Source organism: Arthrobacter sp. MP_M4, assembly GCF_035984855.1.
In the GTDB taxonomy this organism is placed as follows: domain Bacteria; phylum Actinomycetota; class Actinomycetes; order Actinomycetales; family Micrococcaceae; genus Arthrobacter.
Map to the genome: position 1 here is coordinate 97,589 of NZ_JAXCHX010000010.1, position 14,017 is coordinate 111,605.

General features: G+C 69.1%; 18 protein-coding genes and 1 pseudogene. 14 read left to right on the forward strand and 5 right to left on the reverse strand.

The window, feature by feature from the left end; genetic code table 11:
* Positions 1 to 3: 3 nt before the first annotated feature.
* The gene (locus tag RCH15_RS09870; protein WP_326960443.1) at positions 4 to 210 is read right to left on the reverse strand and encodes a DUF2945 domain-containing protein; all 207 of its coding nucleotides are present in this window, start codon (positions 208 to 210) and stop codon (positions 4 to 6) included.
* 257 nt (positions 211 to 467) lie between these two features.
* Here RCH15_RS09870 and RCH15_RS09875 point away from each other — a divergent pair, with 257 nt between their 5' ends.
* The 5 genes from RCH15_RS09875 to RCH15_RS09895 are packed head-to-tail and all read left to right on the forward strand — an operon-like array spanning position 468 to position 6,328.
* The gene (locus RCH15_RS09875; protein ID WP_326960444.1) at positions 468 to 1,178 is read left to right on the forward strand and encodes an NUDIX hydrolase; all 711 of its coding nucleotides are present in this window, start codon (positions 468 to 470) and stop codon (positions 1,176 to 1,178) included.
* Positions 1,175 to 2,488 (forward strand): quinolinate synthase NadA, encoded by a 1,314-nt coding sequence (nadA, locus tag RCH15_RS09880; RefSeq protein ID WP_326960445.1) that lies wholly within the window; start codon positions 1,175 to 1,177, stop codon positions 2,486 to 2,488. The genes RCH15_RS09875 and nadA overlap by 4 nt, the downstream gene beginning before the upstream one ends.
* Positions 2,485 to 4,254: an L-aspartate oxidase gene (nadB, locus tag RCH15_RS09885; RefSeq protein ID WP_326960446.1), complete on the forward strand. Its 1,770-nt coding sequence runs from the start codon at positions 2,485 to 2,487 to the stop codon at positions 4,252 to 4,254. Before nadA ends, nadB begins: the two co-directional genes overlap by 4 nt.
* Positions 4,251 to 5,171, forward strand: coding sequence for a carboxylating nicotinate-nucleotide diphosphorylase (nadC, locus tag RCH15_RS09890; RefSeq protein ID WP_326960447.1), 921 nt, complete (start codon positions 4,251 to 4,253; stop codon positions 5,169 to 5,171). Before nadB ends, nadC begins: the two co-directional genes overlap by 4 nt.
* On the forward strand, positions 5,168 to 6,328 hold the full coding sequence (locus RCH15_RS09895) for a cysteine desulfurase family protein (protein ID WP_326960448.1): 1,161 nt from the start codon (positions 5,168 to 5,170) through the stop codon (positions 6,326 to 6,328). Before nadC ends, RCH15_RS09895 begins: the two co-directional genes overlap by 4 nt.
* A 111-nt stretch (positions 6,329 to 6,439) precedes the next feature.
* Here the strand turns inward: RCH15_RS09895 and RCH15_RS09900 are convergent, their stop codons facing one another.
* Together RCH15_RS09900 and RCH15_RS09905 are read right to left on the reverse strand one after the other, a co-directional pair.
* Positions 6,440 to 6,961 (reverse strand): GtrA family protein, encoded by a 522-nt coding sequence (locus tag RCH15_RS09900; protein ID WP_326960449.1) that lies wholly within the window; start codon positions 6,959 to 6,961, stop codon positions 6,440 to 6,442.
* Positions 6,962 to 6,965: 4 nt separating this feature from the next.
* Entirely contained in the window at positions 6,966 to 7,640 is a 675-nt protein-coding gene (locus RCH15_RS09905; RefSeq protein WP_326960450.1) for a DUF1684 domain-containing protein, read from the reverse strand.
* Positions 7,641 to 7,726: 86 nt separating this feature from the next.
* Here RCH15_RS09905 and RCH15_RS09910 point away from each other — a divergent pair, with 86 nt between their 5' ends.
* The 5 genes from RCH15_RS09910 to RCH15_RS09930 all read left to right on the forward strand — a co-directional run bounded on the left by RCH15_RS09910 (position 7,727) and on the right by RCH15_RS09930 (position 10,836).
* Entirely contained in the window at positions 7,727 to 8,203 is a 477-nt protein-coding gene (locus RCH15_RS09910) for a hypothetical protein (protein ID WP_326960451.1), read from the forward strand.
* The gene (locus RCH15_RS09915; protein WP_326960452.1) at positions 8,200 to 8,448 is read left to right on the forward strand and encodes a hypothetical protein; all 249 of its coding nucleotides are present in this window, start codon (positions 8,200 to 8,202) and stop codon (positions 8,446 to 8,448) included. The genes RCH15_RS09910 and RCH15_RS09915 overlap by 4 nt, the downstream gene beginning before the upstream one ends.
* Positions 8,449 to 8,749: 301 nt before the next feature.
* A complete protein-coding gene (locus RCH15_RS09920; protein WP_326960453.1) occupies positions 8,750 to 9,121 on the forward strand; it encodes a M20/M25/M40 family metallo-hydrolase in 372 nt (123 codons plus the stop codon).
* A gap of 29 nt (positions 9,122 to 9,150) precedes the next feature.
* Positions 9,151 to 9,957, forward strand: a complete 807-nt coding sequence (locus RCH15_RS09925; protein WP_326960454.1) for a hypothetical protein — start codon at positions 9,151 to 9,153, stop codon at positions 9,955 to 9,957.
* Between the two features lie 72 nt (positions 9,958 to 10,029).
* On the forward strand, positions 10,030 to 10,836 hold the full coding sequence (locus RCH15_RS09930; protein ID WP_326960455.1) for a transglutaminase-like domain-containing protein: 807 nt from the start codon (positions 10,030 to 10,032) through the stop codon (positions 10,834 to 10,836).
* Positions 10,837 to 10,872: 36 nt separating this feature from the next.
* Here the strand turns inward: RCH15_RS09930 and RCH15_RS09935 are convergent, their stop codons facing one another.
* Together RCH15_RS09935 and RCH15_RS09940 are read right to left on the reverse strand one after the other, a co-directional pair.
* The gene (locus tag RCH15_RS09935; RefSeq protein ID WP_326960456.1) at positions 10,873 to 11,334 is read right to left on the reverse strand and encodes a MarR family winged helix-turn-helix transcriptional regulator; all 462 of its coding nucleotides are present in this window, start codon (positions 11,332 to 11,334) and stop codon (positions 10,873 to 10,875) included.
* Positions 11,334 to 12,455: an LLM class flavin-dependent oxidoreductase gene (locus RCH15_RS09940; RefSeq protein ID WP_326960457.1), complete on the reverse strand. Its 1,122-nt coding sequence runs from the start codon at positions 12,453 to 12,455 to the stop codon at positions 11,334 to 11,336. Before RCH15_RS09940 ends, RCH15_RS09935 begins: the two co-directional genes overlap by 1 nt.
* Before the next feature lie 135 nt (positions 12,456 to 12,590).
* Between RCH15_RS09940 and RCH15_RS09945 the strand changes: the two genes are divergently transcribed.
* From RCH15_RS09945 to RCH15_RS09960, 4 genes and pseudogenes are all read left to right on the forward strand, one after another.
* On the forward strand, positions 12,591 to 12,938 hold the full coding sequence (locus tag RCH15_RS09945; protein WP_326960458.1) for a hypothetical protein: 348 nt from the start codon (positions 12,591 to 12,593) through the stop codon (positions 12,936 to 12,938).
* Between the two features lie 11 nt (positions 12,939 to 12,949).
* Entirely contained in the window at positions 12,950 to 13,243 is a 294-nt protein-coding gene (locus RCH15_RS09950; protein WP_326960459.1) for a hypothetical protein, read from the forward strand.
* Positions 13,244 to 13,279: 36 nt separating this feature from the next.
* Positions 13,280 to 13,642 carry a hypothetical protein gene (locus tag RCH15_RS09955; RefSeq protein WP_326960460.1) on the forward strand — a complete coding sequence of 121 codons (363 nt, stop codon included), beginning with the start codon at positions 13,280 to 13,282 and terminating at the stop codon, positions 13,640 to 13,642.
* Positions 13,643 to 13,760: 118 nt separating this feature from the next.
* Positions 13,761 to 14,017: pseudogene (locus RCH15_RS09960) on the forward strand (aminopeptidase); the annotation flags it as partial.

Below are 14,017 nucleotides of genomic sequence, written 5' to 3' on the forward strand. Positions count from 1 at the left end.
GCGTTAGTTTTTAACGGTCAGGGCAGAGGCCTTGTGCGCCGCGCGGGCGCCGGTCTTGGCGGACTCCACCACGTACTGCGGCTCGTCTTCGCTTGCCCGGTGGGTATGGCCATCCAGCTCGAAATCACTGACTTTCTTCTCCACGACCTTGCCGTGGGTAGGGCCCTGGTGCGTGTTCCATTCCACGGCTGTTCCCTTGGTCAACGACATCGGTGCTCCTTGGGTCGGGGGTACCGGCAGCGCTGGGTTCCCAGCACCCGGAGCCTCAATCGTAAGCATGATGAGCTTTATTGGGTAGCGCTAACTCCGGGGCCGGGCGGAACCGGAACCATTTTGCCCCCAATCCGGATCGTCGTAGACTTAGTTCTAGTCAATTTGACTGTAACTACTCCGGCGGTCCTGCCGGAACCGGCCGCGCCCCTTCCCCGACGGCCGGACCGCAGCTCGGGAAGCCGGGGGGACCCGCCATGTACACCACAGCCGCCAACGTCGCGGAGCGCCAGTTCGCACCGCCGTCGCTGGCCATCTCCACGGTGATCTTTGCGCTGCGCCCCAGCGCACGCTCCGGACGCCCCACCCTCTGGATTCCGCTGGTTCGACGGATCCGTGAACCGTTCAAGGGATTGTGGGCCCTGCCGGGCGGGCCGCTGACCCATGCCGAGTCCTTGCAGGACGCAGCCTCGCGGAACCTGCAGGAGACCACCGGCCTGGCTCCCAGCTACCTTGAGCAGCTGTACGCCTTCGGCGGCCTGCACCGCTCACCCACCCAGCGCGTGGTCTCGATCGTCTACTGGGCCCTGGTCCAGCCCACCGAGGCCGCACTTGCGGACGAATCCGAAAACGTCCGCTGGTTCCGGGCCGATCGGCTCGGCGACCTCGCCTTCGACCACAACGCCATCATCGACTACGCGCTCTGGCGGCTGCGCAACAAGATGGCCTACGGATCCATCGCCTACCACCTGCTCGGCGAGTACTTCACCCTCGCCCAGGTCCGGGAGGTCTATGAGGCCGTTCTGGACCGTGAACTGGAACCGGCCAACTTCCGCCGCCAGGTCAAAGCCACACCCGAAATCGAAGAAACCGACCAGTACCTGCAGGGCGGCAAACACCGCCCGCCCCGCCTTTACCGCTTTACCGGCCGCCCAGGCCTTGACCCGGACAACAGGAGCACACCATGAGCAGCGTCAACACAGCCATCCAGCTGATCACGCGCGAGCAGGCCGCCCGCACCACCGCCAAGGGCGTGGCACCAGTCTCCACCTGCAGCCCGGCGCTCGCCCGCGGGCCCTGGGACTACGACCTCGCCGAAGCCCTCGCCGGCGTGCCCGCCTACGGCCCCGGGGCCTCCATCGCTGACACCGCCCCGGCCTCGACCCCCCGGCAGGGCCAGCTTCCGGAGGAGTACAAGAGGGCCAGCGACGCCGAACTCGGCGCACGCATCCGCGCCGCCAAGGCAACGCTCGGGGACCGTGCCATGGTGCTGGGCCACTTCTACCAGCGGGACGAAGTCGTGGAATACGCGGACTTCGTCGGTGACTCATTCCAGCTGGCCAACGCCGCGCTGACCCGCCCGGACGCCGAGGCCATCATCTTCTGCGGCGTGCACTTCATGGCCGAAACGGCCGATATCCTGTCCCGCCCGGACCAGGCGGTCATCCTGCCCAACCTGGCTGCAGGCTGCTCGATGGCGGACATGGCGGACATCGACTCCGTGACCGAGTGCTGGGAACAATTGGAGGAACTCTTCGGCTCCGAGCCCGACGCCGACGGCCGGGTTCCGGTCATCCCGGTCACCTACATGAACTCCTCCGCCGCCCTCAAGGGCTTCTGCGGCGAGCACGGCGGCATCGTCTGCACCTCTTCGAACGCAGCCACGGTACTGGAATGGGCGTTCGAGCGCAGCCAGCGGGTCCTGTTCTTCCCGGACCAGCACCTGGGCCGCAACACCGCCAAGGCCATGGGGGTGCCGCTGGACCAGATGCCGATGTGGAACCCGCGCAAGGACCTCGGCGGCAACGACGGGCAGACCCTGCAGGACTCCCGCGTGATCCTGTGGCACGGCTTCTGCTCCGTCCACAAGCGCTTCAACGTGGCCCAGATCCAGAAGGCCCGCGCCGAGTTCCCGGGTGTCCAGGTCATCGTGCACCCGGAATGCCCCATGGAGGTGGTCGACGCCGCGGACTCCGCCGGCTCCACGGACTTCATCCGCAAAGCGATCGCCGCCGCCACCGAACCGACCACGTTCGCTGTCGGTACCGAGATCAACCTGGTCAACCGGCTGGCAGCGGAGTATCCGCAGCACACCATCTTCTGCCTGGACCCGGTGATTTGCCCCTGCTCCACCATGTACCGGATCCACCCCGGCTACCTGGCGTGGGTCCTGGAAGCACTGGTCCGCGGCGAGGTGGTCAACCGCATCACCGTGGCGGACACCGTCGCCGCCCCGGCGCGCGTGGCCCTCGAGCGGATGCTGGCGGCGCGGCCGTGACCAGGCGGCTTGTGGTCGTGGGCAGCGGCATCGCCGGACTGTACGCCGCCCTGCTCGCCACCGAGCGGGCAGATCCCGCGGCCGACGCGGTGGGAGGCGGCGGCCCGGCCACCGAGGTGGTCCTTCTGACCAAAGGCACGCTCGAGCAGAGCAACACTTTTTACGCCCAGGGCGGGGTCTCGGCCGTGCTCCTGCCGGAGGAAGCCGCCCCCGGTGATTCCGTAGCGGCCCACATCGCCGACACCCTCGCCGCCGGCGCCGGGCTGAACGACCCCGAGGCCGTCCGGGTGCTGTGCGTCGAGGCCGTCCGGGACATCGCGGGCCTGCAGCGGTTCGGTGTGGAGTTCGACGCCGGACCCGGCGGGGGACCGGCGCTGGGCCTGGAGGCAGCCCACTCCGCCGCCCGCATCCTGCACGCCGGCGGCGACGCGACCGGGGCATGCCTGGCACGTGCCCTGGCCGCCGCGGTCCTGGAGCGCGCAGCGCAGGGCCGGCTGCGGGTCGAGACCGGTGCGTTCGTCACAGACCTGCTCACCGGCCCCCAGGAACCGGGCCCGGCGGCAGGCGCCGCCCGGGTCACCGGCGTCACCTACCTCTCTGACGGTCAGCTGAAGCACCTGGCCGCCGATGCGGTGCTGCTCGCCACCGGCGGCGCCGGCCGGCTCTTCGCCCGGACCAGCAACCCCGCCGTCGCGACGGCGGACGGCCTGGCCCTCGCGTGGCGGGCGGGCGCAACGGTCCGGGACCTCGAATTCTTCCAGTTCCACCCCACCACCCTTGCGGCCGACGAGACCCCCGGCGGTCCGCCCGCGCTGCTCATCTCCGAAGCTGTCCGCGGGGAAGGTGCCGTCCTGCTCGATGACGCCGGTCACCGCTTTCTGCCGGACTACCATCCGGACGCCGAGCTGGCCCCGCGCGACGTCGTCTCCCGCAGCATCGCCCTGCACCTCGCCGCCACCGGCGCGCCGGCAGACAGCCCGGTATACCTGGACGCCCGGGGAATAGAAGCCGCCCGCGGCCCCGGATTCCTGGCCCGGCGGTTTCCCACCATCACCGCCGCCACCCGCGCCGCCGGCTACGACTGGGCCACGGAGGTGCTTCCGGTGTCACCAGCGGCCCACTACTGGATGGGCGGGGTGGCCACCGATCTCTGGGGGCGCACCTCCGTGCCGGGACTCTACGCCGCCGGTGAGGTCGCGTGCACCGGCGCGCAGGGAGCCAACCGCCTGGCCAGCAATTCGCTCCTCGAAGGGCTGGTTTTCGGCCGCCGCGCGGTGGAGTCGTTCTTCAATGGCGACAAGGGCAGCGGGCAGGCAGCCATGGGTGCCGGCCAGACGAATTACCAGGCTGGTCCGCCCGGAGGTGTCGCGATCACCGAGGCCGGCCCCGGGCCGTTCTCGCGGGATGCTTTGGGCCGGCTGATGACCGCGCACGCCGGAATACTGCGCAGCGGCGGGCAACTGCGGGAGGCGGAGGCCGTGCTTTCCTGGTGGGCCGCCGTCGTCCGCCCCGAGGAAGTGACGGACGCAGCAGACCTGAAGGCGCACGAGGACCGGAACCTGCTGTTGGCCGCCCGGCTGCTCGTCGCAGCCGCCCGGAACCGGGCCTTCTCGGTGGGTGCACACTACCGGGCGGACGCCGACCATCCGGAAGGCACCCCCCTTCCACCCGCCGTTCTGGCCGCGCCCGCCCGCTCCTTTCCGCTGGCCGCGCCACACGCCCACCGGCACGCCGCCATCCGAACGAAACAAAGGATTTCCTCATGACCGCACCCGCCGCAGCCCGCCCCGCTCTCCCGGTGCCGGCGCTCGCAGGAACGCTGCCGGCCGCCGCCGTGGACGCCGTCCTGCGGGCGGCCCTGCTGGAGGACGCACCCTACGGAGACATCACCTCGCAGACACTTATCCCTGCGGAGGCCCGCGCGACGGCGGTCCTGGCCGCACGCGTCCCCGGCGTGCTCAGCGGCGGGGAGGTGTTTGCGGCCGCGATGAAGCTCACGGACCCCGGCGCCGACGTCGAACTTCTCGTCCCGGAGGGTTCCGCCTTCGCCGCCGGGGCGGTCCTCGCCCGGGTCAGCGGCAACGCCCGCGCCGTGCTGCTCGCCGAACGCGTGGCCCTGAACCTCGTCCAGCGGATGAGCGCCATCGCAACCCGGACCGCCGAGTTTGTCGCCCTGGTCGACGGCACGGGGGCCCGGATCACCGATACCCGGAAGACGACGCCGGGCCTGCGGGTGCTGGAACGCTATGCCGTCCGGTGCGGCGGCGGTGCGAACCACCGCTTTGGCCTTTCGGACGCCGTGCTGGCCAAGGACAACCACCTGGCCGTCCTGACCGGCGGAGACCCCGCGAAACTGACCGCCGTCCTGCGGGAAGCCAAAGCGCGCCTCGGCCACACCACACACTTCGAAGTGGAGGTGGACCGCATGGACCAGATCGGGCCCGTGCTGGCCGCCGGAGTGGACACCATCATGCTGGACAACTTCTCCCTCGCAGATCTCGCCGCCGGCGTGGCCCTGGTCGCCGGCCGGGCCCGGGTTGAAGCCAGCGGCAACGTCAACCTGGCCACTGTGGCCGGTATCGCCGGCACCGGGGTGGATGTCATCTCCATCGGCGCCCTCACCCACAGCGTCACCGCCCTGGACCTGGGCCTCGACATCGACCTCGGTCCCGGCGCGCCGTGATCTTCCTCGACGCTGCGGCCACCACACCGGTCCGCCGCGAGGTCATCGAGGCCATGTGGCCGTTCCTCACGGGGGAGTTCGGCAACCCTTCAAGCCACCACTCGCTCGGGGACTCCGCCGCCACGGCGCTCGCCGGGGCGCGGGCGGCGACGGCCCGGGCCTTGGGCTGCCGGGCCGGCGAAGTGGTGTTCACTTCCGGCGGCACGGAGGCGGACAACCTGGCGGTCAAGGGCATCGCACTTGCCCGCCACGCAGCCGACCCCGGGCTGGACCGGGTGGTGATCAGCGCCGTCGAACATCCTGCTGTGGTGGAATCCGCCCGCTACCTGGAACGCGTGCACGGCTTCAGCGTGGACGTGGTGCCGGTGGATTCCTATGGCCGCATCACCGAAGCGGCCCTGGCAGCCGCGCTCCGGCCCGAGACAGCCCTGGTCAGCATCATGTACGCCAACAATGAGGTGGGCACGGTGCAGCCGGTGGCGGCGCTGGCCGCGCTCGCCCGTTCACACGGAATTCCGTTCCACACCGATGCCGTGCAGGCCGCCGGGTGGCTCCCGCTCGATACTGCTGCCCTCGGCGTCGACGCCCTGAGCATCTCCGGGCACAAACTTGGGGCGCCTAAAGGCAACGGGGCGTTGTTTGTGCGGGGCCGGATCCGGCTGGAACCGGTCATCCACGGCGGCGGGCAGGAACGCGGGCGCCGGTCCGGCACCGAAAACGTGGCCGGGGCCGTAGCTCTGGCAACAGCGCTGGCGCTCGCGCAGGCGTCACAGGATGACCGGACGGCCCGCGTCGCGGCCCTGCGCAATGATTTCATCCGCGCCGTGCAGGCCGGAGTTCCGGGCGCGGTCCTGACCGGCCATCCGGACGAACGGCTGCCCTCCGTGGCGTCCTTCTGTTTTCCGGGGGCCAGCGGCGAATCCGTGCTGCTGGAGCTCGAACGCCAGGGCGTCATGTGCTCCTCCGGATCCGCCTGCGCCGCGGGTTCGGACGAGCCCTCCGCGGTGCTGCTGGCAATGGGTTTCGACGCCGCGACCGCCCAGACCGCGGTCCGCTTCAGCTTCGACTCCGCCGTCACGGCGGCGGACCTGCAGGCGGCGGCGGCCGCGGTCCGCACCGCCGTCGGCAGCGTGCAGTCCCTCCGCCCCGGCGCCTGACCCCGGTTGCCCTATCACTTGATGCTGCTCCCAGGCCTCCAAAGGGACGGTATCTGATAGCGCAACGGGGGTGCCGGGACTTGGGGTGCCGGGACTTGGGGTGCCGGGACGCTAGCGGTGCCGTGCCCGGCGGAAGATCCAGTGCCGCAGCATGGTGAACCGCACGGCCGTGGCCGCGAAGCCGGAGATGGTGGTGGTCCACAGCTCGGCGGCGACCGTTGCGTCCGGGTTGATCCAGTGCAGGACGCCGAGGCTGCCGCCGGTGATCAGCAGGGCCACGAGGATCACGATTAATCCGTTGAGGTGGTCGCGCTTCATCCGGTGGCGTTCGGTGATCTTGAAGGTGAGCCGGCGGTTCAGTGCCGTGTTCATCAGGGAGGTCAGAACAAGGGCTACAGCATTGGCCGGCTGCGGGCCCAGGTACGGGCGGAGGAAGGCATAAAGAGCCAATGACGTCACTGTGCAGAGAACACCGACGGCGGTGAACCTCAGCAGCTGCCGGACCAGCGGGTACCGGAGCAGGCCGCGGTGCCGCCGCCGGTCAGAGGGCCGGGCAGCCGGCCGGCCCGGGGCAGGGGCGGTGCCAGCTGACGTGTCCGGGGCAGGGGCGTGCTGTTCGAGTTGGGCATCCATCCGCTCAGTACAGCTCGCCGACAGGGATCTCCACAGCCAGACGGTTGGACGGGCCGGCGAGGGGGCAGGCCCAGGCCTCGTTGTAGGCGCAGGAAGGGTTGTAGGCAAAATTAAAATCAACCACGAACTCAGTGGCTGGCCCTGTTCCGTGGCCGCCATGGAAGGCGCCCTTGATGGTGTCCAGCAGGTAGCGGCCTGCCCCGTAGCTGCCGCCGGACTGGCCGGCCGTGGCATCGCGGAACGGCACAAAAATGCCGCCGCCGTAGCCGTGGAGCTTCCACACGGCGAGCTGGCCCAGCTCCGGCAAATCGAAGGTGCCCAGCCGGACGAACCGGACCACGCCGTCGGTGCCCGTTTCAACGTTCATTTCCCGCCCCGCGCCTTCGCCGGTCAGCGGGATGTGGAAACGGTAGATGGGATCGTAGTCCGCCGTCTTAAGCCCGTCAAAGCTGGACTTCGCAGCCGCTGTAAGCGGTGAGGCGGGATGGGTGCCGAACATCCGGTCCCGCTCCTGGCGCCAGTATGAATGCGCCTCGGCCGGATCTTCCGCCGCGACCGTGCGCACATGGGCGTAGAGCGCGAAGGTCCGGATCCGCCAGTCCGCGATGTCAACGGCGGAGATGTCCGCTACGTTGTCCTGGGTTCTGATATCCCCGTTGCCAAAATCCTGATCAACCATATCTCCAGCGTATCCCGCTTTAACAGCAGCGAATCGCGCGTCCGGTGGCCCGGTTCCAGTACCGGCAGGGCCGTAGACTTTCGCGCATGCCAACCACTCCCGCGCCGTCCGTTGCCCGCGCTGCCGCTGCCCTGGCCGAACTCGTGCAGTTCCGCACGGTCTCGTCCCGGCTGGAGCGCGGGGCGGATCCCGCCGAGTTCGAGGGCTTTATCGCGGCTCTCGCGCGGCTGTATCCGGGCGTCCACGCCACACTGGAGCTCGAACGCGTTAACGGCCACGCGCTGCTGTTCCGCTGGCCGGGCACCGGCGCCGACCCGGCGGCCCGTCCGGCCGTCCTGATGGCCCATTACGACGTTGTTCCGGCGGGCGATCCCGACGCCTGGACCCGCCCGCCCTTCTCCGGTCACAACGACGGCACGTACCTGTGGGGCCGGGGAAACCCTCGACGACAAGGGCCAGCTGGCTGCCATCCTGGAGGCCGCCGAAACCCTGCTCGGGGCAGGGTTCGCCCCTGCCCACGACCTCTATTTCTCGTTCGGCGACAACGAGGAGACGGCCGGTGACAGCGCCGCGGCGCCGCGCCGGACTGCTGGCACGCCGCGGTGTGAAGCCCTGGCTGGTGCTGGACGAGGGAGGCGCAGTCGCGGGCGGGGCGTTCCCCGGCGTGACCCGCCCGGGCGCCGTCGTCGGCGTCGCGGAAAAGGGGATCCTGGATGTGGAACTGCTGACCAGGGACCCCGGCGGCCACGCCTCCACTCCTCCCCGGATGGGCGCAACAGCGCGGCTGGCCCGCCATCACCAGGATTGAGCGCAGCCCCTTTCCACCGTCGCTGCCGGACGTGACCGTGGCAATGCTCCGGCGCTTTGGACCGCATGCTCCGGCGCTTTGGACCGCATGCTCCGGCGCTTTGGACCGCATGCTCCGGCGCCCCTGCGGTCCGTCTTCGGCCGGCTGTCCTTGTTCCGGACCCCCGTGACGCTGGTCTTTGGCCGGCTGGGCAACGAGACCAACGCGATAACCCGGACCCCCGTCGCCATCACCACCCTGGAGGGCAGCACCGCCGCCAACGTCCTGGCCGCGACGGCCCGGGCCAACGCCCAACATCCGGGTGGCTGTGGGGGACACCGTCGAGGGGACCGTGGCGCGGCTGCGGCGGATCATCCGGGACCCGAAAGTGGAACTGCGCGTCGTGGAGGGCAATGACCCCTCGCCGGTCTCACCATATTCCGGGGCGCAGTGGGATCTGCTGGAGGGTTGCATCGCCCTGGTCTTTCCGGAGGCGCTCGTGACGCCCTACATCATGATGGGCCGCACGGATTCCCGCCGCTTCACCGGAATTTGCGGCGCCGTGTACCGTTTCGCCCCGTTCTTCATGGACGCCGCGGCCAGGGGCAGCATCCACGCCGCAGACGAGAAGATCCTCCTGGAGACGCTGGAGCGCGGCGTCCGCTTTTACGAAATACTGATCCGGGAACTCTGAGCAGTCCGGTGTCCCGTTACGCTGGCACCATGACTGGGATGGAAACCCGCCGGGGGACACAGGGCCTTCGCATCGCCGCTGCTCTGGCGCTCGCCGCGGCCGCCTTGTCCGGTTGCAGCGCTGCGGGACCGGAAGTCCCTGCGTGGACAGCGGGCGGCGCGTCCGGTTCGGGCCCGGCTGCCTCCCCGACGGGTCCGTCCGCGGGCAGCACGACGCCGGGCGCCTCGCCCTCCCTCTCCGCGTCGCCGGGCTCGACGGCGGCGGGCTGGAAGGTCTTCACCGATCCGGCGAAGACCATCAGCTTCGAACTGCCGCAGGAATGGATCGTCCAATCGGTAACCCCCGGGCCGGGAACCCTGCCCGGGGCGCTGAAGATCGAGGTCAAGGACGCCGACGGCGGTTACCTCGCCACCCTGCAGACCGGGCTTCAGCCCCGGCCCGCGGCGGCCTGCCCGGCTGATGCCGCAAAGCCGTACGTCGTGGTCAACAGCGTTCCCGTGGACCTGCCGCACCGTGGCGGAGGGGGCACCATCGACCCGCGCGTGGTGTTTCGGGTAATCCAGGGCTACAAGTATTTCGGCTCGTACGGCATCACCAACGTGGTCGGAGGCACCGAGGGAAAAGCCTGCGTGCTGCAGAACCTGGTCCGCGGCCCCGACAGCAAGGGCGACTACTCCTTTGGTGACCGGGCGGACCTGCTGGCGTTTGCCCCGGACCAGAAGGTGGCCCCGGCCAAGGCTTTCGACACCCTCGACCAGGCCGCCGCATACGTTAACGAGGGCTCGGAATTCGCCAACGTCCAGCGGATGCTACTGTCTCTGAAGATCAACACCTAGTCCTGCTCCGCCCGCACCCGGAGGGCCGGGACCGGGGACGTCCCCGCCCTCACCTCTCACCCCCGGAGAAACATGGAACGCTCTGTCGCTGCCCGCATGGGTTTCAAGACCGTGGCCGGCACCAGGGTTGCCCTGGCGGTGTCCGTGGCCCGCAATTCCGGCTACAGCAGCTTCGTTGAGACGCTGTCTGTTACTTCCGGCGGCGACGACGTTCCGGTGACGGAGTTGTCGGACCACCACGGCGGGCGCTTCCACTACATGGAGTTCGCGGATTCCGCCGATGTTCTCGTGGAGTACACGGCCACGGTGGCAGGTGCCGCAGTGCCGGAGGAGCCCGGGCTGATGGAACTTATCCGCTACGTGCGGCCGAGCCGCTACGCCGAGTCCGACCGGCTCCTGCCCACCGCCTACGCTGAATTCGGCGGCCTGCAGGGCGCGGAGCTGTTGCTCGCAGTGCGCCATTGGGTTTTCAACGAGCTGCGCTACGTCAGCGGATCCTCCCGCGGGACAGATGGGGCCGTCGAAACGCTCCTGCACCGCCGCGGTGTCTGCCGGGACTACGCCCACCTGGCGATCGCGCTGCTGCGCGCCAAAAACATTCCGGCCCGGCTCGCCGCCGTCTACGCCCCCGGCCTGAGCCCGATGGACTTCCATGCGGTGGCCGAGGCCCACATCAACGGTGTCTGGCAGGTCATCGATCCCACCGGCCTGGCCCCGCGGGAAAGTCTCCTCCGGATCACCACCGGCCGGGATTCCTCCGATACCGCATTCCTCTCGACAGTGGGCGGCAGCTTGTCGCTGACGCACCTGACCGTCACCGCCGTCGTCGACGGCGCCCTGCCGGACGAGGACCCGGCCCAACCCGCCACCATCCGATAGCTGAGGGAACGGCACCCCCAACCCGCCGCCGGGCGCTCAGCGGGCGGTGACTGAGGCCCGCAGCTTCTCGGTCAACCGCAGCAGCTCCTGCTGTTCGGCCGGCGTCAGGGCCGGGACTACCAGGGCGGCGATGTCACGGACGTGCTCCCGGCCGATCTGTTTTTGCAGCTCCCAGCCGGCGTCGGTGAGCTTGACCAGAACTCCGCGGCCGTCGTCCGGTGCCGGCATGCGCTCCACCAGGCCGCGCTTTTCCAGGCGTTCCACAAGCCGGCTCAGGCTGGATTGGCTCAGCAGCACGTGGTCGTTGAGCTCATTTTGCCGGAGCCACCCGGACGGGCAGCGGGAAAGCGTGAACAACACGTCGTACTCGTTGACGGCCAGGGCCTTGAAGGCGGGTCCGGCCTGGAGCCGGCGCATCACCGCCACCTGGGCGCGGAACAGCGACTCCCAGGTTTCCGCGGCCAGGCGCACCGGCGACGTGCTCGTCTTGGCGGGCATCACACCCCCTGAACGCCGGCGGTCGCGGCGGACGGCTCCCCGGCCGCGGCCAGGGATGCGGCGACGCGTCCGGCGTGGGTGGGGGGTTCGGGGACGTGCGCCGGCGTCTTCTCGGCGTATTCCTTGCGCAGGACCGGCAGGACTTCTTCGCCGAAGAGGTCCAGCTGCTCCAGCACGGTCTTCAGCGGCAGCCCCGCGTGGTCGATCAGGAACAGCTGGCGCTGGTAATCACCGAAGTATTCACGGAAGGACAGCGTCTTTTCGATGACTTCCTGCGGGCTGCCGACCGTCAGCGGCGTCTGGGACGTGAAGTCCTCCAGGGACGGGCCGTGGCCGTAGACCGGGGCGTTGTCGAAGTAGGGGCGGAAATCCTTGACGGCGTCCTGCGAATTCTTCCGCATAAAGAACTGACCGCCAAGGCCCACGATCGCCTGGTCGGCCTTGCCGTGGCCGTAGTGCTCGTAGCGTTCACGGTAGAGGCCGATCAGCTGCTGGTAGTGCTCCTTGGGCCAGAAGATGTTGTTCGCGAAGAAGCCGTCGCCGTAGTAGGCCGCCACCTCGGCAATCTGCGGTGTGCGGATGGAGCCGTGCCACACGAAGGGGGCGACGCCGTCGAGCGGGCGCGGCGTGGACGTGAATTTCTGCAGCGGCGTGCGGTGCTTGCCGGACCAGTTCACGGTGTCCTCGTCCCAGAGCCGGCGCAACAGGCTGTAGTTCTCGACCGCGAGCTCGATGCCGTCCTGGATGTTCTTGCCAAACCAGGGGTAGACGGGAGCAGTATTGCCCCGGCCAAGGACCAGGTCCACCCGGCCGTCGGCCAGATGCTGCAGCATGGCGAAGTCCTCGGCGATCTTCACCGGGTCGTTGGTGGTGATCAGTGTGGTGGCCGTCGAGAGGATGATGCGCTCCGTCTGCGCGGCAATGTAGGCCAGGGTGGTGGTGGGGGAAGAAGAGAAGAAGGGCCGGTTATGGTGCTCGCCGAGAGCGTAGACATCCATGCCGATTTCTTCGACCTTTTTAGCAATCGCCACCGACGCCTTGATGCGCTCGTGCTCCGAAGGGGTGCGGCCTGTGGTGGGGTCCGGAGTGATATCGCTGACGCTGAATACGCCGATCTGCATAATGTGCCTTTCCGTGGCCGGAGTCTTCCGGGAGCTGCTTCCAGTATAACCGAGATAGATGCATTTGCATCTATCGACCGGTATAACCACCGCCCTGTCCGAATATTCCCCCGGCGCCCGTCGGGCTTGCCGCCCGTGGCCCGGACGCTGCAGGTGCTCGCCAAGCTCGGCGGCATGTACGGCCACCGGAAAATTCTGCTGGTGTCCACCGCGCTCACCGCGGCGGCGTCCTGGGCTGTGGCGTTCGCCCCGGACTTCTGGACCTTACTCGCGGCCTGGTCTCTGCAGGGCATTTACGTGGTCCGACTGCCGCTGGAAATCGCGCTGATCTTCAGCCGGGTCCACCAGCTGCCCGACGGCGCTGCCCGCACCAGGCGCGCGGCCGGGCTCCTGGTCGGAGCCCTCGAATTCGGAGTCATTGCCGTGCGCTTGCCGCCGGGTCCCTCGTCGAGGCGTTCGCCGGCCCGCTGCAGCTGGTGCTGATGATTCCGGCAGTGGCAGTCTCCGCCTGCTGGTTCAGCATCCGCTTGGGCGTGCCGGAATCCACCGCGCGCAGCGGCGGCCGGGTGGATACGCGGGGCCTCACCTTCCTCGCGGTCGGGCTCCTGCTGATCACCTCGGGGCTGACGTTCATGCGGCTCAATGGGCCGGCCGCGTGGTGGCCCTGGGCGCTCGTCACCGCCGGGATCCTGGTTTTCGTTCCATTCACGCGCTACCGGCTGGGCCGGGAGACCCGCTGGTGGACATCCGGATGCTGCGCGCGAAGGCCATGTGGCCCATCCAGCTGACTGCAACCCTGTTCGGCGTCTCGATGCTGGGCAAATATGGCGGTAGCCGGCATCGGCTCCGGAGCCCTCGTGGCCGCGCTGCCCTCGGCGGCCGCAGCTGCTGCTCCGCTGAACCGGACGGCTATGGCCACCGGCCTGACCAACACCACCAAGACCATCGGCGGTGCTTTTGCCTCGGCAGTGTTTGGCATCGCCCTGCTGAGCCACGTCCTGGCTGAGGCGGGCTCGGTTGCGACAGAGAGCAGTGCAACTGCGGCGCCCCTGGCCGGGTACCTCATGGTGTGGGCAATTTGCGGCGTGACCGGCCTGGCGGCAGCCGCTGCCCTGGTCCTCGTGCCGAAGTTGGCCTTCTCGGACCCGGCTCCCGTCGCCGTTCCCGTGCCCGCCGGACCCCACTAGGGGGCCACCCGCCGGGACCTGAATCCGGTCAATACCGGCGGGGCGGTGTCCGCAGCCGCGACAGGGTCTTTCGCTGGCACGACAGGAACGTTATCTTCGTAGCCTGGAGGATGCCCACATGATCAGAAGGCCCGGAAGTACTGCCGCCGCAATCCTGGTTGCCGTCAGTCTGTTTCTGTCCGGCTGTACGGCTCCGCGGTTGGAGCCTGCGGGTGGGGTGGATGCGGGGGCGGTGTTGGCGGCGTTTCGGGGCCGGGATATGGGGGTGCATTTGGAGGCTTTGCAGCGCATTGCCGATGATAACGGCGGGAACCGGGCGTCGGGGACGTCGGGGTATGAGGCGTCGGGCCGGTATGTGGAGGAGCAGTTGCGTGC